This is a genomic window from Mycobacterium mantenii (assembly GCF_010731775.1).
Classification (GTDB): Bacteria; Actinomycetota; Actinomycetes; order Mycobacteriales; family Mycobacteriaceae; genus Mycobacterium; species Mycobacterium mantenii.
In genome coordinates, this window is the sequence record NZ_AP022590.1 from 3,154,431 (window position 1) to 3,176,391 (window position 21,961).

The window sequence follows — 21,961 nt, forward strand, 5'->3', positions numbered from 1 at the left end:
ACGGTTCAGTAGCTAGTGCTGAGGCCCGGAATGCCTCACATTCGGCGTCACATCAGTTCGAGCAGGAATGGCAGCTCCTGGTTGGCGTACCAGGCCAGATCGTGGTCTTGCGCATCGCCGACGATCAGGTCGGCGTCCTCATCGCCCAGGTCGGCGGCGTCGACGGCCTCGATGGCCCTCGCCACCGCCGGTTCGGCCCCGGCGTTGTCGACGTAGGCGGCGATCACGTCGCCGATTGCGACCGGCCCGGCCAGCCTGACCACCGCGTCGTCGAGGTCGGGACGGTACGTGACGTCCTCGACCTCGGCGGCCAGCACCGCGCGTCGGGGCGGCAGGGATTCCGATGACGCGCCGGCCCCTTCCGCCGCTTCGGCCTCCCCGGCCGCCAGCAGACGCAGCGACGCCAGCGCCGCCTCGCGCAGTGCGACGTCGGCGAGCTCGTCGTCGTCGCCCTCGGCGTAGGCCTCGCGCAACATCGGCGTCAGGGCGAACGCCGTGCCGTTGACCGGCCACAACGAGCCGTCGGCGACGAGCTGCGCCAACATGGGCACCGTGGCGGGGATGTAGACGATCGTCATGAATCCCCGATCAGCGTGGCCGCGTAGTCGTCGACGTACTTGGACAGTTCACGCGGCGGGCGTTGGTAGTTCCCGCTCACCACCGGTTCTTTGGGCAGTTTGACGTGCGGCCGCTCGACGTCGTGGTACTCGATCGTAGACAGCAGGTGCGCCATCATGTTCAACCGCGCGTGCTTCTTGATGTCCGATTCCACGACGTACCACGGGCTGACCGGGGTATCGGTGTGCACCATCATCTCGTCCTTGGCGCGCGAATAATCCTCGCGCCGATACAGCGATTCCGTGTCCATAGGACTGAGTTTCCATTGCCGAACAGGGTCATTGCGCCGCGCCCTGAATCGGCGCAACTGCTCGGCCTCGGAGACCGAAAACCAATACTTGCGCAGCAGTATCCCGTCATCGATCAACATCTGCTCGAAGATCGGGGTTTGCCGCAAAAACAGCACATACTCCTGCGGCGTGCAGAATCCCATGACTTTCTCCACGCCGGCGCGGTTGTACCAAGACCGATCGAACAGCACTATTTCCCCTTTGGCGGGAAGGTGGGCGATGTAGCGCTGGTAATACCACTGACCGCGTTCACGATCGGTCGGCGCGGGCAGCGCAACGATGCCGGCGACGCGCGGGTTGAGGTATTCGGTGATCCTCTTGATGGTTCCGCCCTTGCCCGCTCCGTCGCGGCCTTCGAAGATGATCACGAGACGTTGGCCGGCGTAGCGCACCCACTCTTGCAACTTCACCAATTCCGTTTGCAGCCTGAACAATTCGGCTTGATATACCTCATCGGGAATCTTGTGCGTGTTCGGCGCCGTTGATTTCGCCGGCTTCGCCGGCGCTCCGTCGCCTTTTGCGGTGCTCACATCAACGAATAATAGCCCCACGCAGGGGTTTTCACTGCCGACTAAGACCGGGAGGCCTCCAGCAATTCTTCGAGCGCTTGATTGAGCAGTCCGGGCAGCAGTTCGACATCGCTCATCGCTTCGCGGTCGGCGTTGATTCCGTAATACAACTCGCCGTTGTACGACGACACACCGATGGCCAGCGCCTGATTGTGCAGCAGCGGCGGCACCGCGTAGGTCTCCAGCAGTTTGGTGCCGGCAATGTACATCTGCGACTGGGCGCCGGGGGCGTTGGTGATCAGCAGGTTGAACGTGCGCCTGGAGAAGCTCGGGAAGCTGGTCGCCACCCGGATGCCCATGGCGTGCAGCGTCGGTGGGGCAAAACCCGACAGCGTGACGATCGTCCTGGCGTCCACCAGTTGGGCGGCCGTCGGGTTCGACTCGGTGGCGTGCGCGATCTGCGACAACCGCACCACGGCGTTGGGCTCCCCAACCGGCAGATCGACCAGGAACGGCACCACCTGGCTGATCGCCTGACCGGGGCCGTTCGCGTCGAGGCCGTCGTCGTACACCGACAGCGGCGCCATCGCGCGCACCGTCGCGGTCGGCGACACCGCCACCCCGCGCGACATCAGCCAGTTGCCCAGCGCGCCGGCGATCACCGCCAGCACCACGTCGTTGACGTCGCAGTCGTAGCGCGCCCGCACGGCGCGGTAATCGTCGAGGCTGCCGCGCGCGACGGTGAATCGGCGGTGCCGCGACACGGTGGCGTTGAGCGGACTGCTGGGCGCGGTGCCCCGGGCCACCGTCCGCACGAAATCGACGGCGCGGCGGCCGGCGTCGAGCAGCTCGCCGTGGTTGGTCACCAGGCCGCCGATCATCGACCCGACGGCCTGCAGCTGGGCGCCCGGGCCCACGACCCACTCACTGATCGCACCCAGCAGCAGCCGGGTGTTCCCGGGGTCGCGCTCCGGTATCCAGATGTCCTCGGGAAACGGCGCCGGGCGCTTGGTCCGATCGGCGATGACGTGGTTGATCTCCAGCGCCGACATGCCGTTGATCAGCGCCTGATGCGATTTGGTGTAGAGGGCGACCCGGTTCTTGGACAGGCCTTCGACCAGGTACATCTCCCAGAGCGGGCGCGTTTTGTCCAGCGGGCGCGCGGCCAGCCGCGCGATCAGCTCGTGCAGCTGCTCGTCACTGCCCGGAGAGGGCAACGCCGAGCGCCGGACGTGATAGGTGATGTCGAAGTCGTTGTCGTCGATCCACACCGGCCGGGCGGTGCCGACCGGCACTTGCCGGACCTTCTGCCGGTAGCGCGGTATCTGCGGCAGCCGCTGCTCGACCGTGGCCAGCAGCGTCTCATAACTCAAGCCGGCACGGGGGCGGCGCAGGATCGACAGCGATCCGACGTACATGGGGGTCGCGGTGTTTTCCAGGCGGTAGAACGACGCGTCCGGCGGGGACAAGCGACTCACCATGTGGCGCTGTCCTCCTGGTCAGTTCGTCGCCGCCGCGCCGGGGGGCCCTGGGCGGCCCGAAACCCGATGTCCCGCCCACGGTAATCGGGTGCCCGCGCACAAGTCAGCGTGGGTACGCGTGCGGTCGAGTTGTGCCATGATGACCACTGACTAACCACTGTCTGCCCCTCTCCAGCAGGCTTGAAGGTCCGGCCGAAGACTTGGAGAGTGCGCGTTGAACACTAATCCTGCGAATCCATCCGGCGCTTTCACCGTCATACCAGTCGTCGACTATGAGCCGCCGACGCAGGACGCGCCGCGCACCGTCCCACAGTGCCGACAACCCTCGCGCCCGCCGTTGCGTCGCCGCAGCGGCCACTTGCCGCCCCGGGGCTACACCGGGGCCCCCAGCAGGCCCGCGGCACCGGATTCCGGCGCGGTCATATCCGCGCGGCTGCGCCAGGCGGCCGTCTTCGCCGACGCGGCGCTGCGCCGGGTGCTGGAGGTCATCGACCGTCGCCGTCCCGCCGCCCAGTTGAATCCGCTGCTGGCGCCCAGCCTGGTGGATTCGGTGGCCTCGGTTGCCCGTTCGGCCGCGGGTCACGGGGGCGGGAACCGAGGTGCCGCGGTGTTGCGCCGCATGCGGCTGCAGCCGGCCGGCCACCGCGACCCGGACTCGGCGGCCGAAGTCTTCGGTTCCTACAGCCGCGGGAACCGGATCCACGCCATCGCCTGCCGGGTCGAACAGGTCAGCGGGGCGGGCGGAACCCGGTGGATGGTGGTGGCCCTGCACATCGGTTGATGCCGTCAGTCGAAGGCCGCAGGTCAGATCGCCGCGCCGGCCGGCCGCGGGCCGCCGGCATAGCGGGTGAGCACGGGCCCCACGATCGCCATGATGAAGACGTAGGACGTCGCCAGCGCCGCGACGGCGGGCAGCGACTTGCCGGCCAAGCCGATGATGATCAACGAGAACTCGCCGCGGGCGATCAGCGCGGTGCCCGCGCGCAGCTGCCCGCGCCGCGCCACCCCGTCGTGGCGGGCCGCGAAGATCCCGGTGGCCACCTTGGTCGCCGCCGTCGCCACGGCCAGGATCAGCGCCACCGGAAGCATCGGAACCAGCTCGTGCGGGTCCACCGAGTACCCGATCGCCAGGAAAAAGATTGCGGCGAACAGGTCGCGCAGCGGGCCCAGCACCTGGCGGGCCCGCTCGGCCGTCTCGCCGGTCAGGGTGAGGCCGACCAGGAACGCGCCGACCGCGGCTGAGGCATGCAGGGACTCGGCCACCGCCGCGACGATCAGGGTGATGCCCAGCACCCGCAGCATTAATTGTTCGGAGTCGGGATGTTCCACCAGCCGGTCCACGTGATGGCCCCACCGGTAGGAGGCGGCGAACGCCGCCACCAGGGCGCCCACCGCCACGACCATGCCACCGACGGCGCGCAGCCATCCGCCACCGGATGCCAGGACCGCGAACAGCGGCAGGTAGGCGGCCATCGCGAAATCCTCGAGCACCAGCACCGACAGCACCGACGGCGTTTCGCGGTTACCGAGCCGGTGCAGGTCCTCCAGCAATCGGGCGATGACGCCCGACGAGGAGATGTAGGTGACGCCGGCCAGGCACAGGATCGCCACGCCGTCCAATCCCAGTAGCCAGCCGGCGATTGCACCGGGCGCGGCGTTGAGGACGATGTCGACCGCCGCGGACGGCAGGTGGTGGCGCATGCTGCTGGAGAATTCGGCGGCCGAGAACTCGCACCCCAGGGTCAGCAGCAGTAACACCACGCCGATGGGCGCGCTGGTCGTGATGAACTGCCCCCCTGCGGCCAGCGGAAGAATCCCGCCCTTGCCCAGGGCCAGGCCCGCCAGCAGGTACACGGGTATCGGCGACAACGCGAAACGGCGTGCGGCGGCGCCCAATACGGCCAAGGTGGCCAGGAGGGCGCCGAGTTGCAGCAGCAGCGTCCCCGAAATCTGCACCGGCTCAACCTTTGTCGATAATTTTCTCGACGCTCGCGATGCCCTCTTCGGTGCCGATCACGATCAGAACGTCTTGGGCGTGCAGCATTTCGGCGGGGCCGGGCGAGGCGAGCACTTCCTCGTTGCGCACGATCGCCACGATGGACGCCCCGGTTCGGGTGCGGGCCTGGGTGTCGCCCAGCGCATGATCCGCGAAGGGGCTGTCGGCCGGGATGTGCACCTGCCCCGTCTCGAGCCCCGGTATTTCCCGCGCCAGCTCGGTGAACCGCTCGGCGATCCGCGGCGCTCCCAGGATCTGGGCCACGGCCTCGGCCTCCTGGTCGCTGAGGTGCAGCAGCGGCCGGGCCTCGTCCGGATCCTCGCGGGCATACACGACCACGTCGAAATCGCCGCTCCGCCGCGCGATGATGCCGATGCGGTCACCACGTTGATCGGTGAATTCGTAGCGGAGACCGACCCCGGGAAGCAGGACCTCCTTGACATCCATACCGTCAATCCTGACAGGTCGCCCAGCGCCACTGTAACCGGATGGATGGAAACACGGTCAGCGTCGAGCGTGTCATCAAGGCGCCGCCGAGCGCGATCTTCGCGTTGCTGGCCGACGCCGGCAAACACGCCAGCTTCGACGGCTCGGGATCGGTGAACCACGCGTCGGAGAAATCGATCCCCCTGACGGCGGGTTCGAAATTTTCGATGGCCATGCGGGGCCGCAAGGAGACGCTGTTCCTGCCCTACCGCACCACCAACACCGTCATCGAGTACGAACCGGACCGCCGCATCGCGTGGCAGACCTTCGGGATGGGGGGCCTGGTCGGCGGCCGCATCTGGCGCTACGAACTGACACCGGCCGAAGGCGGCGCCGGCACGCTGGTGCGCGAAACCTGGGACGTGTCACGCGACAAGCAGAAGCGGATGATCACCAGCGGTTCGATCCCACGTCAAACCGAACAGGGCATGGCCGCGACGCTGGAGCGGATCGCCGCGCTGCTCGAAAGCTAAAGCTGGCCGGCCGGTTGGGCCGGTTGAGCCGGTTGCCGACGAAGCCGGCGTTGCTGCCGACGGGTGAAGGGCACCAGCATCGACACACTGCGGCGGTACTCGTGGTACTCATCGCCGAGCACCGTGACCAGATCGCGCTCCTCCAATTGCACCGCGATCAGGATGTAACTCGTCATGCCGATCGAGAAGAGCAGGTGTCCGGCCGTCATGGTCGGCGTCGCCCAGAAGGCGATGAGGAAGCCGAGCATGAGCGGATGGCGCACCAGGCGGTAGAGCAGCCGAGCGCGAAAACCTATGTGGGTGTACGGCTTTCCGCGCCACGCCAGATACACCTGCCGAAGGCCGAACAGATCGAAGTGGCTGACCATGAAGGTCGAGGCCAGCGCGATCGCCCAGCCCAGCCAGAACAACGTCCACAGCGCCAGACGCCCGGCCGGCAGCCGCACGTCCCAGATGACGGCCGGCATCGTCCGCCATTGCCAATACAGCAGCACCAGCACAGCGCTTGACAGCACCACGTACGTGCTGCGCTCGATCGACGCCGGCACGAATCGCGTCCACCACGCCTTGAACGCCGGCCGCGCCATCACACTGTGCTGGGCGCCGAACGCGGCAACCAGCAGCACGTTGACCAGTACCGCCTGGCCGATGGGCGCGGAGAGCCCGTGATCGACGGTGCGCGGCACCCAGCGCCCGGCCACGAAAGCGACGAGATATAAGAATGCGGCGAGAAACATCAGGTATGCGCCGGCGCCGTAACCGACCGTCAAGTATCGCTTCATAGGCCAAGTGTGGGCTGCCGGCGGGCGCTCGCCTATGGGCCATTTGCCTCATTTTTTCCTGCCGGGCCCTAGCCAATTTTGACTAGTCCATGTCGACGCGCGTCCCCGTCGACGGACTCGGCGATTTGAGGCAAACGCCTCATGCGAGCACGGACGCCCCAGACCGATGATCGGCCAGGACAAAGCCACTTCGAGAGGCACGGAGGCCAGATCATGACCGAATCGACATGCACCGCAGCGACAATGGATCGGCTCGGCACTCAGCGACCGGATCACGCGGCAAGAGCGCCCGGCGGCGCGCGGGTCGACGCGATCGACATCAGCCGGCGGGTGGGTGGGCGCCAGCTCCTCCACACACTGTCGCTGTCGGTGGAACCGGGCGAATTGGTCGCGATCGCCGGCGGCAGCGGGGCGGGCAAGACCACCTTGCTGGAGGTCCTCGCGGGCCTGCAACCGCCGAGCGCCGGGGAGCTTCGGCATGACGGCGTTCTTCGCCGTCCGCGCGTCGACTCCCGCGTCGGCTACGTGCCCCAGGACGACATCATCCACCAGGAGATGCCCCTGCGCCGCACGCTGCACTACGCGGCCCTGCTCCGCCTTCCCGCGGGCACGTCCGCGGCGGAGGCGGACCGGGTCGTCGAGGAGACCCTGGCCGACCTCGACCTGGCCGATCGGGCCGACGTGCCGGTGCGCGCGCTGTCCGGCGGTCAACGCAAGCGGGCCAGCATCGCCGTGGAGCTGCTGACCCGGCCCCGCCTCTTCTTCCTCGACGAACCCACCTCGGGACTCGATCCCTCCACCGCGGCCGAAGTGATGCGCCTCCTGCGCCGGCTCAGCGAACGCGGTGTCACCGTCGTTCTGACCACACACGAACCGGCCGGCATCGACCGGTGCGACCGGGTCGTGTTCCTGGCTCGCGACGGCCACCTGGCCTTCACCGGCAGCCCGGCCGCGGCGCGGCGCTACTTCGGGGTGGACACCCTCGCCGAGGTGTACGAGCGACTGTCCGGCGAGCACACGCCAAGCATCTGGGCGGAGCGGCTCGCGGCGAGCCGCGCGAATTCGGCAAACCGCGGCGGCTCGACTCCACGGTCCGCGACGCCCACCCCGTCCGGCGTCAAGGGCACGGGTGTGGTTCGGCAATGGTGGCTCCTCACGCGGCGCAATGTCGATGTCCTGGCGCGCAATCGGCTGACCCTGGCGATCCTGCTCGGCTCGCCCGTCCTGGTGACGGCGATGATGGCGACGCTGTTCAAACGCGGCGAGTTCGATGCGGGCAGCGCGGCCGGCGTCGGCCCGGCCCAGATCGTGTTCTGGATAGCTTTCGACGGCTTCTTCTTCGGCCTGACCTACGGCCTGCTCCAAATCGTCGGCGAGATGGCCGTTTTCCGTCGCGAACGCCTGGCCGGGCTCAGCGTGGGCGCTTACGTGGCTTCGAAAGTGACCGCGCTGCTTCCGGTTCTGGCGGGAGTGAGCGCAGTGCTGCTGGTTGTGCTGCGCGCACTCGGTCGGCTCCCCGCCGCCGGATGGGATGTGTACGCCTCGCTGTTCGCGACGATCCTGGTCGAAGCGACCTCGGCGCTGGCGCTGGGACTGCTCGCCTCGGCCGCCGTCTCCAACGCCGCGCAGGCGGCCCTCGCCCTGCCGATGCTGTGCTTCCCGCAGGTGTTGTTCGGTGGCGCAATCGTCCCCGTCGACCGGATGGCGACCCCCGGACGGATGATGAGCCTGGTCCTGTCCAACCGTCACGCCTTCGATGCGCTCGGCCGCGACCTGGGGCTCGACCGCTACACCGCCACGCTGCCGGCGATGTCCGCCTACCGCAGCACCTTCCAGGGCGGCACCGCGGCCAGTCTGATCGCGCTGGCCTCGTTCGCCGTCGCGCTCACGCTGGCCACCGCCTGGGTACTGCACCGTCGCTCCCGGCCCGGCGCATCTCGGCGGTGACGGCCGCGCGTTCCGGGCCCGCGACGCTCAGCAGAGGTCGCGGGCCCGGGCGTTGAGTTCAGGACTTATGGACGAAGACGTTGACCGGCTCGTCGTGTCCCCGCAGGTTCAGCGTGCGCCGTGCATGTGGGCGGTCATTTCGTCGACGACGGCCTCGCCGACGTTGCCGACGTAGGCAACGCCCGCGTGCACGGCGACGCCGACGTCCAGCCAGGGTCCACCCGGTGTGCCGTACCCGACCGCCTCGATGGCCCGTTGCCGATACCGGCGTAGTCGATCTCGTCGCGGTTCGGCAACGTACCGCGACCGCCGCGTGAACCCGGGTTGGGAGAGGGGCGCAGGATTGCTTGGCGACGGCCACCGCTGATCATGCGGAAATGGTCGCCCCGGATCCGCCGGACGCACATGGGGCATCCGCCCCAAAACGTCCGCCCGTTTGGCGAGTTCCCTCTAGTCGGGTGGGCTCGCGCTTCCGGTCAGGCCGTGCCGGGTCGCGTACAGGCTGGCCCCGATCCGGTTCGAGACCCCGATCTTGGCATAGATGTGCTCGACGTGATTGCGCACGGTCTTCTCGGAAATCCAAAGCGCCGAGGCGATCTGCCGGTTGGACAACCCCTGTGCGACGAGGACCAACACCTCGGCCTCGCGCCGAGTCAGCCCGGCCGGCCTGGCGGCTCGGCGCGACGGACGGTGGCCCGCGGCCTCCAGCACGGCTTCGACGGCGTCGCCGTCGAGGCGCCCGCCGGCTGCCTCACTTCGCAGTTGCCTGGCCGCGGCGTCGCCGTCCCGTGCATCGCGATACGGCCGTGGTTCCATTGAAGCGCAATAACTTTCGGCAGCGGCGAGCAGACGGTCGCAGACGGACAGGTCCTCGCCCCGCAGACCGTTCGGATAACCCGAACCGTCCAGGCGTTCGTGATGGTTCACCGCGACTTCCCGGACGGCCTTCAGTCCGCCGACCCGGGCCAGGATCCGGCCGGTCAGATAGGGATGCAGGTGCACGCGCTCACGCTCCGCGTGGGTCAGTTCACCCGGCTTTTCCCACACCCTGTTCGACACGCCGATCCGACCGAGATCGTGAACGTAGCCCGCGCGGCGCAGGACGTCGATATCGTCGGGCGCGAGGCCGGCGCACTTCCCGGCGTTTTCCGCCAGCTGCGCCACGGCGCGCGAATGACCAAGCGTGAAGGGGCATTTCAGATCCGCGAAATCCCCCATCGCGCACAGGAGTCGGTCCAGCGCGGGATCGCTCAGCGGCTCACCCGGATCCGGCGCCAGGCCGGCGGCGGTCGACCACACGTCTTCGTTCTCGCGCAGCAGGTCGTCGGCGGCCGCGGTGAACGCCGCGACGATGTCCGGGTCGAATTGTTTGCCGCTGCGGCGGCGAACCTCCGCGATCGCGGCGCTCGCGCCGAACGCGCGATGGTGCACCTCGGCGATGTCGGCGAGCTGCGCCACCCGCATCGCCACCGGTATCTGGCTTCCCACCGCCCCGTCCGGAAGCCCGTTGCCGTCCCAACGTTCGTACGCGTAGGGCAGGGCCTCACCCACATCGGCGCCCAGCCCGATCTCCTCGGCGAGGAGTGCGGCCGACAGGCAATGCGACTGCACCAACCCGCCGAGATTCCCGCGGGCATCCCAGAAAACCTTGGCCGCCAACCGGGCTCGTTTCGGCAGACTCGCCCCCCGGCCCAGGTTGCTCACCAGAAAACGCCGGTACGGCGCGCCGGACCAGTCGATGTAGTGGCTGGCCCGTCGCACCGCGATGTCGTCGCCGAACCACCGCGCATATTCGTGCGAGTCGGCGTGGCAACCAATCCACATCACCAGGCCCGTATAAAAAACCGTCCCCCGGTCACGCTCATCGAGCCCGAGCCGCTCGGCCAGCCTCGAGCCCATCGCCGCCGACCGGAGCATGTGATCCATCGGCTGCCCAAGCCCAAGGTCGATCGCCAGCGATAGCGCCGCCAGGACCTCGGTCCGCGACACGGCTCCGCCGAAGGGCATGGAACTCGCCCCTTTCTCGACCAGTCAGGGCTGCAGCGTCGGTGTAGCCACACGGAGGCCGATGCCTGATAAGCCTAGGGCATGGGGGTTGCCAGCCGCATGCCGTCGCCGAGCGTGAAGCTAGTCGCACGCTCGGCGCCGAACGTGAAGGCAGCTTCACACTCGGCGCAGGGCGCCTCCGGTCAGATGGCGCGGCTAGCGCCGCTTGACCGACTTGGGCGGCTTGGCGCCGCGGCCCTGTTGCCGCGCCGCCGCGCGCCGCTCGCGCCGGCTGGCGCCCCCGGGGACCCCGGCCGGCGCCTTCGCGCCGTCGCCGCCGTTGCGCTGCACCGCCGCCGAGCCGTCCTCCGACGGTCCGGAGTAGGTCATGGCCGGCGCCTCGTTGTCAATTCCCTTGGCGCGCAACTGGGGTGGTGCCTCTTCGCGCACGGCCGTCGCCGCACCGCCCTGCTGACCGGCGGCGGCAGTGGCGAATTCCTGCAGCCCCTCCGGCGTCTGGACCGGCGCGACCTGCGGGCTGGGCACCGCCTCGACGGTGACATTGAACAGGAATCCGACCGACTCCTCCTTCATGCCGTCCAGCATCGCCATGAACATGTCGTAGCCCTCGCGCTGGTATTCCACCAGCGGATCGCGCTGCGCCATCGCGCGCAGCCCGATGCCCTCTTTGAGGTAGTCCATCTCGTAGAGGTGCTCGCGCCATTTGCGGTCGATGACGTTGAGCAGCACGTTGCGTTCCAGCTGACGCATCGCGCCCTCGCCCGCGATCTCCTCGAGCTCGGCTTCCCTTGCGGCATAAGCGTTTTCGGCGTCTTTGACCAGCGCCTCGAGCAACTCCTCACGGGTGAGGTCGTCGCGGTCGGAGTCCGCGTCGTGATGCGTGAGCGTCTCGTGGCTGATGCCGACCGGGTACAGCGTCTTCAGCGCCGTCCACAGCGCTTCCAGATCCCAGTCCTCGGCGTAGCCGTCGGCGGTCGCGCCGTCGACATAGGCGGTGACCACGTCGCGGACCATGTCCAGCGCCTGCTCCTTGAGGTTCTCGCCCTCCAGGATGCGGCGGCGCTCGGCGTAGATCACCTTGCGCTGCTGGTTCATCACCTCGTCGTACTTCAGGACGTTCTTGCGGACCTCGAAGTTCTGCTGCTCGACCTGGGTCTGGGCGCTCTTGATAGCGCGGGTGACCATCTTGGCCTCGATGGGCACGTCGTCGGGCAGGTTCAGCCGGTTGAGCATCGCCTCCAGCGCGGCGCCGTTGAACCGGCGCATGAGTTCGTCGCCCAGCGAGAGGTAGAACCGCGACTCCCCCGGATCGCCCTGCCGGCCCGAGCGGCCGCGCAACTGGTTGTCGATGCGGCGCGACTCGTGGCGCTCGGTGCCCAGCACGTACAGGCCGCCGGCCTCGATCACCTCGGCGGCCTCGGCGCTGACCTCCTCCTTGACCTTGGGCAGTTCCTCGTGCCAGGCGGCGTCGTACTCGTCGGGCGTCTCGACCGGATCCAGGCCCCGCTCCCGCAGCCGCTGGTCGGTGAGGAAGTCGGCGTTGCCGCCCAGCACGATGTCGGTACCGCGGCCGGCCATGTTGGTGGCCACGGTGATGCCGCCGCGGCGGCCGGCGACGGCGACGATGGTCGCCTCCTGCTCGTGGAACTTCGCGTTCAGCACGTTGTGCGGCACGCGGCGCTTCTGGAACTGCCGCGACAGATACTCCGAGCGCTCGACGCTGGTGGTACCGATCAGCACCGGCTGGCCCTTCTCGTAGCGCTCGACGACGTCGTCGACCACCGCGATGTACTTGGCTTCCTCGGTCTTGTAGATCAGGTCGGACTGGTCGGCGCGGATCATCGGCTTGTTCGTCGGGATGGGCACCACGCCGAGCTTGTAGATCTCGTGCAGCTCGGCCGCCTCGGTCTGGGCGGTACCCGTCATGCCGGCCAGCTTGTCGTAGAGCCGGAAGTAGTTCTGCAGGGTGATGGTGGCCAGCGTCTGGTTCTCGGCCTTGATCTCGACGTGCTCCTTGGCCTCGATGGCCTGGTGCATGCCCTCGTTGTAGCGGCGGCCGTAGAGGACGCGGCCGGTGAACTCGTCGACGATCAGAACCTCGCCGTCGCGGACGATGTAGTCCTTGTCGCGGTTGAACAGCTCCTTGGCCTTCAGCGCATTGTTGAGGTAGCTGACCAGCGGCGAGTTGGCGGCCTCGTAGAGGTTGTCGATACCGAGCTGGTCCTCGACGAACTCCACGCCGAGTTCGTGCACACCAACGGTGCGTTTGCGCAGGTCCACCTCGTAGTGGGTGTCCTTCTCCATCAGCGGCGCCAACCGGGCGAACTCGAGATACCAGTTGGAGGCGCCGTCGGCGGGTCCCGAGATGATCAGCGGGGTGCGGGCCTCGTCGATCAGGATGGAGTCGACCTCGTCGACGATGGCGAAGTTGTGCCCGCGCTGGACCAGGTCGTCGAGCGAATGCGCCATGTTGTCGCGCAGGTAGTCGAACCCGAACTCGTTGTTGGTGCCGTAGGTGATGTCGGCGTTGTAAGCCACCCGGCGCTCGTCGGGCGTCATCTGGGCGAGGATCACGCCGACGTCCAGGCCGAGGAAGCGGTGCACCCGGCCCATCCACTCGCTGTCACGTTTGGCCAGGTAGTCGTTGACGGTGACGACGTGCACGCCGTTGCCGCCGATGCCGTTGAGGTAGGCCGGCAGCACCGAGGTCAGGGTCTTGCCCTCACCGGTCTTCATCTCGGCGACGTTGCCGAAGTGCAGCGCCGCCGCGCCCATCACCTGGACGTCGAAGGGGCGCTGGTCGAGCACCCGCCAGGCCGCCTCCCGGGCCACCGCGAAGGCCTCGGGCAGCAGGTCGTCGAGGCTTTCGCCGTCGGCGTGCCGCTTCTTCAACTCGTCGGTCTTAGCCCGCAACTCGGCGTCGGTGAGCTTCTCGATCTCGTCCGACAGGGTGTTGACATAGTCAGACACCCGCTTGAGACGCTTGAGCATGCGACCTTCGCCGAGGCGCAGCAACTTCGACAGCACAGCTATGTCCCCTGTTGGTAGGAGTCTTGATTGAGCGACTCCCATGGTAGGCGACGACGCCCCGGCGGCCGCCTAACGGCGGAAGAGCCTGATCAGCCCAGCCGGATCAGGCCGTAGTCGTAACCGTGGCGGCGATAGACCACGCACGGCCGTTCGGTCTGCTTGTCGTGGAACAAGAAGAAGTCGTGCCCGACGAGCTCCATCTCGTAGAGCGCGTCGTCGACCGTCATCGGCGTGGCCGGGTGTTCCTTGGTCCGCACGATGCGCCCGGGCTCGTGGTCCGTCTCGGCGCCATCGACTGGTGCACCGTGCTCGGCGGACGGCGGTGCACTGCTCGACGGGGCGGGAGGGGGTACCGCGGTGGCGGCCGCCAGTGACACCGGGGTCTTGTCCCCATAGTGAACCTTGCGGCGATCCTTCACGCGGCGCAGCCGGTTCTCCAGCTTGTCGACCGCGGACTCGAATGCGGCGTAGAAACTGTTCGCGCAGGCCTCCGCCCGGGTCACCGGACCCCGGCCGCGGGCGGTGATCTCCACGCGTTGACAAGATTTGCGCTGACGCCGGTTGGGTGCGTGCTTGAGCTCGACATCGAAGAGATAGATGGAGCGATCGAACCGCTCGAGACGGGCGAGTTTTTGCGAGACGTACAGACGGTAATGATCGGGGATTTCTACGTTGCGGCCCTTGAACACAACATCGGCGGTGGTTGTCGGCGGGGCTTGCCCATCGGTGACGGGCGGTTGGTCCAGAATCTGACCGGAATCCACGGATAGCCTTGACATACGTGACAACTCGTTTCTCTTTTCACGTCGCACGCGCCCTGCGTGCCCGGCTGCTCAATGCGCCGACGAGGTGGGAGCGGTTCGAGACTGGCTACCGCCGCAGGCTGCCCGCCGGTGCAAGGTGTCGATTACTCACCCCTTCCCGCGAATGGGTCTCAACTGGAAAATCAGCGACCAGTGAGGCAGACCGATGAGTCGTTCTTCGTTGTTCTCGACGTTAGCTCTTGTTCGCCTGCCGATGCCACTGATTTGGTCGAGCTGTTGCGAGTTCTTCACAACCTCTTGGCCTGTTCATGGGTTTGGTGGAAGCCGCGCCCGGTTCATACGGCGGCGATCGCCAGCACCGCGGTCACCCGGACCCCGGCGGCGTGCAGGGTCCGCACCGATTCTCGCGCCGTCGCGCCGGTGGTGACGATGTCGTCGACGAGCAACACCTCGGTGCGCGGCGGCCGACCGCGCAGCACTACCCGGCCGGTGATGTTGCGCTGGCGCGCGGCGGTGCCCAGGCCCACCGAGTCACGCGTCAGCGCCCTGAGCCGCAACGCCGGCGCGACGGCGATGTCCGGATGCCCTGCCATCGCGGCGCGCACCAGCCGGGCGACGGGATCACCGCCGCGCCGACGCGCAGCCGAACGCCGGGTCGGTGCGGGCACGACGGTCAGCGGGGTCGCTACGATCCCCCACGACAGCAGCCGGTGCACCCCGACGGCCAGCGCACGCGCCAGCGGCGCGACCAGGTCGGCGCGTCCGTGTTCCTTGAGCGCCAGGATCGCGTGCCGGCGGACGTTGGCGTAGCGGCCGAGCGCGAACACCGGGACCTCGGGGTCGATGCGCGGGTTCACCACGTGCGGTTGGCCGGCGGCCACTGCCAGCTCGACGGCGCACGCGTCGCACCAGCGGGTCGCCGGCGCCCCGCAGCCGCCGCATTCGGCCGGCAGGAACAAGTCGAGCATGACGCCAGTGTGACGGCCCGGGGTGACATGCCCCTAAGCGGCGATCGCCGCTTTTCGCCAGCTAGCCGGGCAGCACCGGGGCCGCCCCGGACACCATCAGCCCGGGCACCTCCGACCAGCCCTGCTGGCCATCGGCCGACGGCGAATACTGCAGCACCCCTTGGGGAGCCGCGACATACGCCGTGGACGGGTTGGCGACCACCGTCGTCACCGGCATCTGCAGACCGTGCGGCGGCGCGTCGGAGTTCACGCCGTCGATGTTCACGTAGGACACCGGATGGCTGGCGTCGGTGCGGGTCACCACGATGTCGTCGCCGGTGCGCCACGACAGCGACACCACCGAATTGCCCAGCCCGAAACCGAGCCGGCGCGGAAAGGTCAGGGCGTACTGCCCGGCCTGGGTCTGCTCGACGCTGGCGAGGATCACCTGGCCACCGATCACCATCGCGGCGCGGGTGCTGTCGCGGGACAGCTCCAGATCGGTGATCGGTCCCGGGAACCGGGTGGCCACCGCCACCGAATCCACCGGAAGCCGCGCGGGCTGCCCGGAGGCCGGCTCCTGAATGGCCCGCAACACGTTGTTGCCGTCGACCACCACCCAGACCACGTCGTCCAGCGACCAGGTCGGCCGCGACAGGGTGTGACCGTCGGCGGACTGCACCGCCTCCTGGCCGAGATCACCGATCCACAAGGACGCGGCCATGTCCGGGGCGCCGCGATGCAGCGTCACCACCGACGCCACCTGCCGGCCGCTGCGCGACAGCGCGGCGCCGGTCTGGTCGCCCATCCGCCCGAACGCGCCGGGCACCATGGCAGTGTGCTGGCCGTCCAGCGACACCAGCGAACCGTTCACCAGGGCATGTAGCCCCGCACCCGCGCCGTCGGCCGCGCCGGGATCGGTGGCCGCCACGTCGGAGGTGGTCCACCCGTCGCGGAACCGGTCGTCCAGCGGTGCACCGTCGGCGCTGATCACATACGGGCCCCGGATGTCGGCCCTGGCCAGCGTCCAAATGATCTGCGCCGCAAGCAATTGACGGCTGTGCGGATCGGTGGTGGACAGCTTCTCGAGATCGACGCGCGCCCCGCCGTAGCCGCGCCCGATGCCGTTCTTGCCGCCGTCGGCCCGGGTCACCGGCCCGCGCAGCCGCAGCGGCGGGGCGAGCAGATTGCGGACCGTGTGCGCCATCTCGGGCCGCGGCCCGGCGATCACCTTGGAGATCAGCTCGGTGGCCAACTGGTCATGGTCGGGCACCGCGACGTAGCGCGGGTCGGGCACCACCGTCTTGCCGGTCGGGTCGGCGAAATACAGCGTGTTGCGTTTGTAGGTGGACTGGAACTGCTGCCAGTCCAGGAAGACGCCGTTGGGCAACCGGTCGATGCGCCAGCCGCCGGAGGTCTTGACCAATTCGATCGGACCGGGGTCGGGCAGCACTCCCTCGGCGGTTTCGAACACGCCCATGTCGGACAGCGAACCCAGGATGTCTGCCCGCATGGTCGCCGAAACACGTTCGGCTGCACGGGTTTCGACGAACACCACGTGGTCGATCAGCAGCGCGCTACCGGCGTCGTCCCAGGAGTTGGAGGCCGACTGCGTGAGAAACTGGCGGGCGGCAAGATGCCGGTTCGCGGGATCGGCCGTGGCCTTGAGGAATTCGCGCAGCAGCACGTCGGGATCCATGCCCGGGGTCGGCTTGGGCAGGTTCGACGGCGCCGGCCGTTCGACGGTGCCGATGGCTTGCGGCGCCGACGAGCTGGGCACCCCCGCGCAGCCGGCGAGCAGCATGGCCAGCATCAGCAGGCCCAACAACCGCCGCATCACAGGGTCCTTTCGGCGTGCTCTCGTTGGCGCGGAAGGTCTTTCGCGTGCTGCGGGCCGGACGGGGCCGGCTGCGGAACCGGCTTCATCGGCAGCGGGCTGGTGGTGACCTTGTGTCCGCGAACCAGTGGCAGCGTCAAGCGGAAGCACGAGCCGTCGCCCGGTTCTCCCCACGCCTCCAGCCGGCCCTGGTGCAGTCGCGCGTCCTCGATGCTGATCGCCAGGCCGAGCCCGGTGCCGCCGGAGCGGCGAACCCGTGAGGGGTCGGCCCGCCAGAACCGGCTGAACACCAGCTTCTCCTCGCCGGGCCGCAGCCCGACGCCGTAGTCGCGCACGGTGACGGCGACGGTGTCCTCGTCGGCGGCCATCCGGATCTTGACCGGCTTGTGCTCGGCGTGGTCGATGGCGTTGGCGATCAGGTTGCGCAGGATGCGCTCCACCCGCCGGGTGTCGACCTCGGCGATCACCTCTTCGGTCGGCAGGTCCACCTTCAGTTCGATGCCCGCGTCTTCGGCCAGATGCCCCACGTTGCCCAGCGCGCTCTGCACGGTGGTGCGCAGGTCGACGGCCTCCACGGACAGCTCGGCGACACCGGCGTCGTGCCGCGAGATTTCCAGCAGGTCGTTGAGCAGCGACTCGAACCGGTCCAGCTCGTTGACCATCAGCTCGGTGGAGCGCCGCAGCGTCGGGTCGAGGTCTTCGCTGTGGTCGTAGATCAGGTCGGCGGCCATCCGCACGGTGGTCAGCGGGGTGCGCAGTTCGTGGCTCACGTCGGATGTGAAGCGGCGCTGCAGATTACCGAACTCCTCCAGCTGGGTGATCTGGCGCGACAGGCTTTCGGCCATGTCGTTGAACGACACGGCCAGCCGCGCCATGTCGTCCTCGCCGCGCACCGGCATGCGTTCGGACAGATGCCCCTCGGCGAACCGTTCGGCGATGCGCGACGCCGACCGCACCGGCACTACCACCTGCCGTGAGACCAGCAGCGCGATCCCGGCCAGCAGCACCAGCAGCACCGCGCCGCCGGTGATCATCGTGCCGCGCACCAGCTGGATCGTGGACTGCTCGTTCTTGAGCGGGAAGATCAGGTACAGCTCGAGGTTGGCCACCTGCGACGACGCCGGCGTCCCCACGATGAGCGCCGGCCCGGCGAACCCGTCGGTGTGCACGGTGGCGTACTGGTAGGACGCCTGCCCGGCCTTGACGAAGCCGCGTAAAGAATTGGGCACCTGGTCGACGGGACCGGCCGTAGTCGCGGCGCGTGGGCCGTCGCCCGGCACCATCAAGACCGCGTCGAAGGCGCCGGCCATCCCCGCGCCCGATGCCGGGTCGGTCTTGGACGTCAGCGTGTTGCGCGCCAGCTGCAGGCTGCTGTCCAGCGAGCGTGCCTCTTCACCGTTGACGATCCCGCCCACGGTGGTGCGGGCCCGCTCGATCTGTTCGATGGCGGCCTTGACCTTCACGTCGAGCACACGATTAGTGACCTGACTGGTCAAGACGAAGCCGAGCGCCAGGATGACGGCCAGGGACAGCCCCAGGGTCAGGGCCACCACCCGCAGCTGCAGCGAGCGCCGCCAGGCAGTCCCAACGACTCGGCTCACGGCACCCATGCCGCGAGTCATCGGGCCAGAGCGCCCCCAGCGGCTCCGAGTGCGTCGCCGGGGGCCCCAGATCACGTGAGGCGCTCCTCCTCGCGACGCTCAGCAATGTCGCCGAGGATCACGGAGGGCCGGCCTTGTAACCCACTCCTCGAACGGTCAACACCACGGTCGGGTTCTCAGGGTCTTTCTCAACCTTGGCCCGCAGACGCTGGACGTGCACGTTCACCAAGCGGGTATCCGCCGGGTGTCGATAGCCCCACACCTGTTCGAGCAGCACATCACGAGTAAACACCTGCCGCGGCTTGCGCGCCAACGCCACCAGCAGGTCGAATTCCAGCGGTGTCAGGGAGATCTGCTCACCGTTACGCGTGACCTTGTGCGCCGGCACGTCGATCTCGACGTCGGCGATGGACAGCATCTCGGCGGGCTCGTCGTCGTTGCGCCGCAGCCGCGCCCGCACCCGGGCCACCAGCTCCTTCGGCTTGAACGGCTTCATGATGTAATCGTCGGCGCCCGACTCGAGGCCCAGGACCACGTCGACGGTGTCGGTCTTGGCGGTCAGCATCACGATCGGCACGCCGGAGTCGGCGCGCAACACCCGGCACACGTCGATGCCGTTCATGCCGGGCAGCATCAGGTCCAACAGCACCAAATCGGGGCGCAGTTCGCGCACCGCGGTCAGGGCCTGGGTGCCGTCACCGATGACCGCGGTGTCGAAACCCTCCCCACGTAGCACGATGGTGAGCATCTCGGCTAGCGAAGCGTCGTCATCGACGACCAAAATCCTTTGCCTCATGGAGTCCATGGTGTCACCAGATCGGGACAAAATTGGGGCGCCACACGGGCGTTTCTCGGCTGGATGGCCGATTTTGGATGCAAATTCGGGTAAAAGCGCCTATTCGGCCGCCCCACCGCGCCCGTCCCGCGTGGTCGCGCCGTCCTTGGCGCCGGTCAACGTGGCGGCCAGCCACCCCGGATCGGCGTCCGGGTCGACGGCCAGCCAGGGGCCACCCCAGCCCGCGGCGGCCAGTTCGGCGTAGACCGCGCCGGTGCGTTGCTGAAGGCCGTCATCGCGTTCGTAGCTGTCGCGCGCGCGGCCCGGATCGGACTCGGCCCGGCTGCGGGCGCGCTGCCCGGCCAGCTCGGCCGGCACCGCGAGCAGCACCTGCCAGTCGGGCGCCGGCAGCCCGAGGCGCTCGTATTCCAGCGCGTGGATCCATTGCACGGCCGGGCCGGCCGCGTCCTGGTGCAGACGGGCGGCGGTGTAGGCCGCGTTGGAGGCGACGTAGCGATCCAGGATGACGACATCGTGCTCGCGGCGCAGCGCCTCGATCTCGGCGACCGCCCCGGCACGGTCGAGCGCGAAGAGCGTCGCCATCGCATAGACCGACGACGCGAGATCTCCGTGCTCGCCGTGCAGGGCCTCGGCCGCGAGGTCGGCGGTCACCGACTGCCCGTAGCGCGGGAAGGCCAGGATGGCCACCGACTTGCCGTCCGCCGCAAAGAGGTTGCGCAGCTTGTCGGTCAGCGTCCGCTTACCGGCGCCGTCGATGCCTTCGATCGCGATCAGCACGGCGCGAGCCTATCGCCGGTCACGCTGGCCTGTCCCCCGCAAGCGGGAGGTGCCCCCAGCTCGGCAGCGAGGGCCACGCCGGCGTGACAATCGGCGGGAAAACGAGTGGCTCAGTACCGGTAGTGGTCGGCCTTGTAGGGGCCGTCGACGTCGACGCCGATGTACTCGGCCTGCTCCTTGGTGAGCTTGGTCAGCTCGCCGCCCAGCGCCTCCACGTGGATGCGGGCCACCTTCTCGTCGAGGTGCTTGGGCAGCCGGTAGACCTCGTTGTCGTACTCGTCGTTCTTGGTCCACAGCTCGATCTGGGCGATGACCTGGTTGGAGAAGCTGTTGCTCATCACGAATGACGGGTGTCCGGTGGCGTTACCCAGGTTCAGCAGCCGGCCCTCGGACAGCACGATGATCGACTTGCCGGTGTCGGGGAAGGTCCACAGGTCGACCTGCGGGCGGATGTTGGTCTTGGTGGCACCGGACTTCTCCAGCCGCGCGATCTGGATCTCGTTGTCGAAGTGGCCGATGTTGCCCAGGATCGCCTTGTCCTTCATCTGCTTCATGTGCTCGAGGGTGATGATGTCCTTGTTGCCGGTGGTGGTGATGATGATGTCGGCCTCACCGATCACGTCCTCCACCCGCTTGACATCGAAGCCCTCCATCAGCGCCTGCAGGGCGTTGATCGGGTCGATCTCCGTGACGGTCACCCGCGCGCCCTGGCCGGCCACCGACTCGGCGGACCCCTTGCCGACGTCGCCGTAGCCGCAGATCAGCACCTTCTTGCCGCCGATCAGCACGTCGGTGCCGCGGTTGATGCCGTCGATCAGCGAGTGCCGGCAGCCGTACTTGTTGTCGAACTTGCTCTTGGTGACCGAGTCGTTGACGTTGATCGCCGGGAACGCCAGGTCGCCGGCGGCGGCGAACTGGTAGAGCCGCAGCACGCCGGTGGTGGTCTCCTCGGAGACGCCCTTGATGGACGCGGCGATCTTGCTCCACTTGTCCTTGTCGGTCTCGAAGCGCTTGCGCAGCAGGTTCAGGAACACCCGGTGCTCGGTCGAGTCGTCCTCGTCGTCCGGCGGCACTACGCCGGCCTTCTCGTACTGCGCGCCGCGCAGCACCAGCATGGTGGCGTCACCGCCGTCGTCCAGGATCATGTTGGCCGGCTCGTCGGGCCAGGTCAGGATCTGCTCGGCGGCCCACCAGTACTCCTCGAGCGTCTCGCCCTTCCACGCGTACACCGGGACGCCCTTGGGCTCCTCCGGGGTGCCGTGCGGGCCGACGACCACCGCGGCGGCGGCGTGGTCCTGGGTGGAGAAGATGTTGCAGGACGCCCAGCGGACCTCGGCGCCCAGCGCGACGAGTGTCTCGATCAGCACCGCGGTCTGCACGGTCATGTGCAGCGAACCCGAGATGCGCGCCCCCTTGAGCGGCTGCACGTCGTGGTACTCACGGCGCAGCGACATCAGACCCGGCATCTCCTGCTCCGAGAGCTCGATGTCCCGGCGACCGTAATCCGCCAGCGACAGATCGGCGACCTTGAAATCGATGCCGTTTCGAACGTCGGGGGTGAGTGCGTTTTCGGTCGTCGTCATAGCGTGTTCTTCCTTCTTCGGCTCGCTCGGATCCAAG

19 protein-coding genes are annotated in these 21,961 nt (G+C 68.2%); 3 read left to right on the forward strand and 16 right to left on the reverse strand.

From position 1 onward, the window contains the following. Window positions 1-47: 47 nt before the first annotated feature. The 3 genes from G6N50_RS14060 to G6N50_RS28995 are packed head-to-tail and all read right to left on the reverse strand — an operon-like array spanning window position 48 to window position 2,898. Complete coding sequence (locus G6N50_RS14060; protein ID WP_083097831.1) at window positions 48-578, reverse strand: DUF6912 family protein; 531 nt, start codon at window positions 576-578, stop codon at window positions 48-50. Beyond that, on the reverse strand, window positions 575-1,438 hold the full coding sequence (gene ppk2 / locus G6N50_RS14065) for a polyphosphate kinase 2 (protein ID WP_083097833.1): 864 nt from the start codon (window positions 1,436-1,438) through the stop codon (window positions 575-577). The genes G6N50_RS14060 and ppk2 overlap by 4 nt, the downstream gene beginning before the upstream one ends. Window positions 1,439-1,479: 41 nt before the next feature. Continuing rightward, a complete protein-coding gene (locus G6N50_RS28995; protein ID WP_083097835.1) occupies window positions 1,480-2,898 on the reverse strand; it encodes a WS/DGAT/MGAT family O-acyltransferase in 1,419 nt (472 codons plus the stop codon). Between the two features lie 256 nt (window positions 2,899-3,154). On the opposite strand from G6N50_RS28995, the gene G6N50_RS14075 reads away from it, so the two are divergent. Beyond that, window positions 3,155-3,679 (forward strand): Rv3235 family protein, encoded by a 525-nt coding sequence (locus G6N50_RS14075; RefSeq protein ID WP_083097920.1) that lies wholly within the window; start codon window positions 3,155-3,157, stop codon window positions 3,677-3,679. 23 nt (window positions 3,680-3,702) lie between these two features. Here the strand turns inward: G6N50_RS14075 and G6N50_RS14080 are convergent, their stop codons facing one another. After that, complete coding sequence (locus G6N50_RS14080; protein WP_083097836.1) at window positions 3,703-4,854, reverse strand: cation:proton antiporter; 1,152 nt, start codon at window positions 4,852-4,854, stop codon at window positions 3,703-3,705. Between the two features lie 4 nt (window positions 4,855-4,858). After that, the gene (locus G6N50_RS14085) at window positions 4,859-5,341 is read right to left on the reverse strand and encodes a cation:proton antiporter regulatory subunit (RefSeq protein ID WP_083097838.1); all 483 of its coding nucleotides are present in this window, start codon (window positions 5,339-5,341) and stop codon (window positions 4,859-4,861) included. A gap of 41 nt (window positions 5,342-5,382) precedes the next feature. Between G6N50_RS14085 and G6N50_RS14090 the strand changes: the two genes are divergently transcribed. Beyond that, window positions 5,383-5,853 carry an SRPBCC family protein gene (locus G6N50_RS14090; protein WP_083097840.1) on the forward strand — a complete coding sequence of 157 codons (471 nt, stop codon included), beginning with the start codon at window positions 5,383-5,385 and terminating at the stop codon, window positions 5,851-5,853. Here G6N50_RS14090 and mddA read toward each other — a convergent pair. Next, on the reverse strand, window positions 5,850-6,635 hold the full coding sequence (mddA, locus tag G6N50_RS14095) for a methanethiol S-methyltransferase (protein ID WP_083097842.1): 786 nt from the start codon (window positions 6,633-6,635) through the stop codon (window positions 5,850-5,852). The two genes, G6N50_RS14090 and mddA, sit on opposite strands and share 4 nt — an antisense overlap. A 243-nt stretch (window positions 6,636-6,878) precedes the next feature. Here mddA and G6N50_RS14100 point away from each other — a divergent pair, with 243 nt between their 5' ends. Continuing rightward, window positions 6,879-8,582 (forward strand): ABC transporter ATP-binding protein/permease, encoded by a 1,704-nt coding sequence (locus tag G6N50_RS14100; protein WP_083097844.1) that lies wholly within the window; start codon window positions 6,879-6,881, stop codon window positions 8,580-8,582. Between the two features lie 108 nt (window positions 8,583-8,690). On the opposite strand, the gene G6N50_RS29390 is transcribed toward G6N50_RS14100, so the two are convergent. From G6N50_RS29390 to ahcY, 10 genes are all read right to left on the reverse strand, one after another. Then, window positions 8,691-8,987, reverse strand: coding sequence for a hypothetical protein (locus tag G6N50_RS29390; RefSeq protein ID WP_232068756.1), 297 nt, complete (start codon window positions 8,985-8,987; stop codon window positions 8,691-8,693). Between the two features lie 45 nt (window positions 8,988-9,032). Next, complete coding sequence (locus tag G6N50_RS14110; RefSeq protein ID WP_083097848.1) at window positions 9,033-10,589, reverse strand: HD domain-containing phosphohydrolase; 1,557 nt, start codon at window positions 10,587-10,589, stop codon at window positions 9,033-9,035. A gap of 195 nt (window positions 10,590-10,784) precedes the next feature. Continuing rightward, on the reverse strand, window positions 10,785-13,616 hold the full coding sequence (secA, locus tag G6N50_RS14115) for a preprotein translocase subunit SecA (protein ID WP_083097850.1): 2,832 nt from the start codon (window positions 13,614-13,616) through the stop codon (window positions 10,785-10,787). Window positions 13,617-13,708: 92 nt separating this feature from the next. Then, window positions 13,709-14,383, reverse strand: coding sequence for a ribosome hibernation-promoting factor, HPF/YfiA family (gene hpf / locus G6N50_RS14120; RefSeq protein ID WP_083097851.1), 675 nt, complete (start codon window positions 14,381-14,383; stop codon window positions 13,709-13,711). A 335-nt stretch (window positions 14,384-14,718) separates the two neighbouring features. Further along, window positions 14,719-15,351: a ComF family protein gene (locus tag G6N50_RS14125; protein WP_083097853.1), complete on the reverse strand. Its 633-nt coding sequence runs from the start codon at window positions 15,349-15,351 to the stop codon at window positions 14,719-14,721. Window positions 15,352-15,412: 61 nt separating this feature from the next. Next, window positions 15,413-17,167 carry an MtrAB system accessory lipoprotein LpqB gene (gene lpqB / locus G6N50_RS14130; RefSeq protein WP_163650851.1) on the reverse strand — a complete coding sequence of 585 codons (1,755 nt, stop codon included), beginning with the start codon at window positions 17,165-17,167 and terminating at the stop codon, window positions 15,413-15,415. Further along, window positions 17,167-18,843: an MtrAB system histidine kinase MtrB gene (mtrB, locus tag G6N50_RS14135; protein WP_083097856.1), complete on the reverse strand. Its 1,677-nt coding sequence runs from the start codon at window positions 18,841-18,843 to the stop codon at window positions 17,167-17,169. Before mtrB ends, lpqB begins: the two co-directional genes overlap by 1 nt. 43 nt (window positions 18,844-18,886) lie before the next feature. Further along, window positions 18,887-19,573, reverse strand: coding sequence for a two-component system response regulator MtrA (mtrA, locus tag G6N50_RS14140; protein WP_007168097.1), 687 nt, complete (start codon window positions 19,571-19,573; stop codon window positions 18,887-18,889). Between the two features lie 90 nt (window positions 19,574-19,663). Next, a complete protein-coding gene (locus tag G6N50_RS14145; RefSeq protein ID WP_083097857.1) occupies window positions 19,664-20,341 on the reverse strand; it encodes a dTMP kinase in 678 nt (225 codons plus the stop codon). Window positions 20,342-20,451: 110 nt separating this feature from the next. Next, the gene (gene ahcY, locus G6N50_RS14150; RefSeq protein ID WP_083097859.1) at window positions 20,452-21,924 is read right to left on the reverse strand and encodes an adenosylhomocysteinase; all 1,473 of its coding nucleotides are present in this window, start codon (window positions 21,922-21,924) and stop codon (window positions 20,452-20,454) included. Window positions 21,925-21,961 lie beyond the last annotated feature (37 nt).

What these genes read in the sequence shown, in the direction of transcription:
- G6N50_RS14060 (WP_083097831.1), bottom strand. Translation starts at nt 578, where the DNA reads ATGACGATCGTCTACATCCCCGCCACGGTGCCCATGTTGGCGCAGCTC.
- G6N50_RS28995 (WP_083097835.1), bottom strand. Translation starts at nt 2,898, where the DNA reads ATGGTGAGTCGCTTGTCCCCGCCGGACGCGTCGTTCTACCGCCTGGAA.
- G6N50_RS14085 (WP_083097838.1), bottom strand. Translation starts at nt 5,341, where the DNA reads ATGGATGTCAAGGAGGTCCTGCTTCCCGGGGTCGGTCTCCGCTACGAA.
- G6N50_RS14090 (WP_083097840.1), top strand. Translation starts at nt 5,383, where the DNA reads ATGGATGGAAACACGGTCAGCGTCGAGCGTGTCATCAAGGCGCCGCCG.
- mddA (WP_083097842.1), bottom strand. Translation starts at nt 6,635, where the DNA reads ATGAAGCGATACTTGACGGTCGGTTACGGCGCCGGCGCATACCTGATG.
- G6N50_RS14100 (WP_083097844.1), top strand. Translation starts at nt 6,879, where the DNA reads ATGGATCGGCTCGGCACTCAGCGACCGGATCACGCGGCAAGAGCGCCC.
- G6N50_RS14110 (WP_083097848.1), bottom strand. Translation starts at nt 10,589, where the DNA reads ATGCCCTTCGGCGGAGCCGTGTCGCGGACCGAGGTCCTGGCGGCGCTA.
- G6N50_RS14125 (WP_083097853.1), bottom strand. Translation starts at nt 15,351, where the DNA reads ATGCTCGACTTGTTCCTGCCGGCCGAATGCGGCGGCTGCGGGGCGCCG.
- lpqB (WP_163650851.1), bottom strand. Translation starts at nt 17,167, where the DNA reads ATGCGGCGGTTGTTGGGCCTGCTGATGCTGGCCATGCTGCTCGCCGGC.
- mtrA (WP_007168097.1), bottom strand. Translation starts at nt 19,573, where the DNA reads ATGGACTCCATGAGGCAAAGGATTTTGGTCGTCGATGACGACGCTTCG.
- ahcY (WP_083097859.1), bottom strand. Translation starts at nt 21,924, where the DNA reads ATGACGACGACCGAAAACGCACTCACCCCCGACGTTCGAAACGGCATC.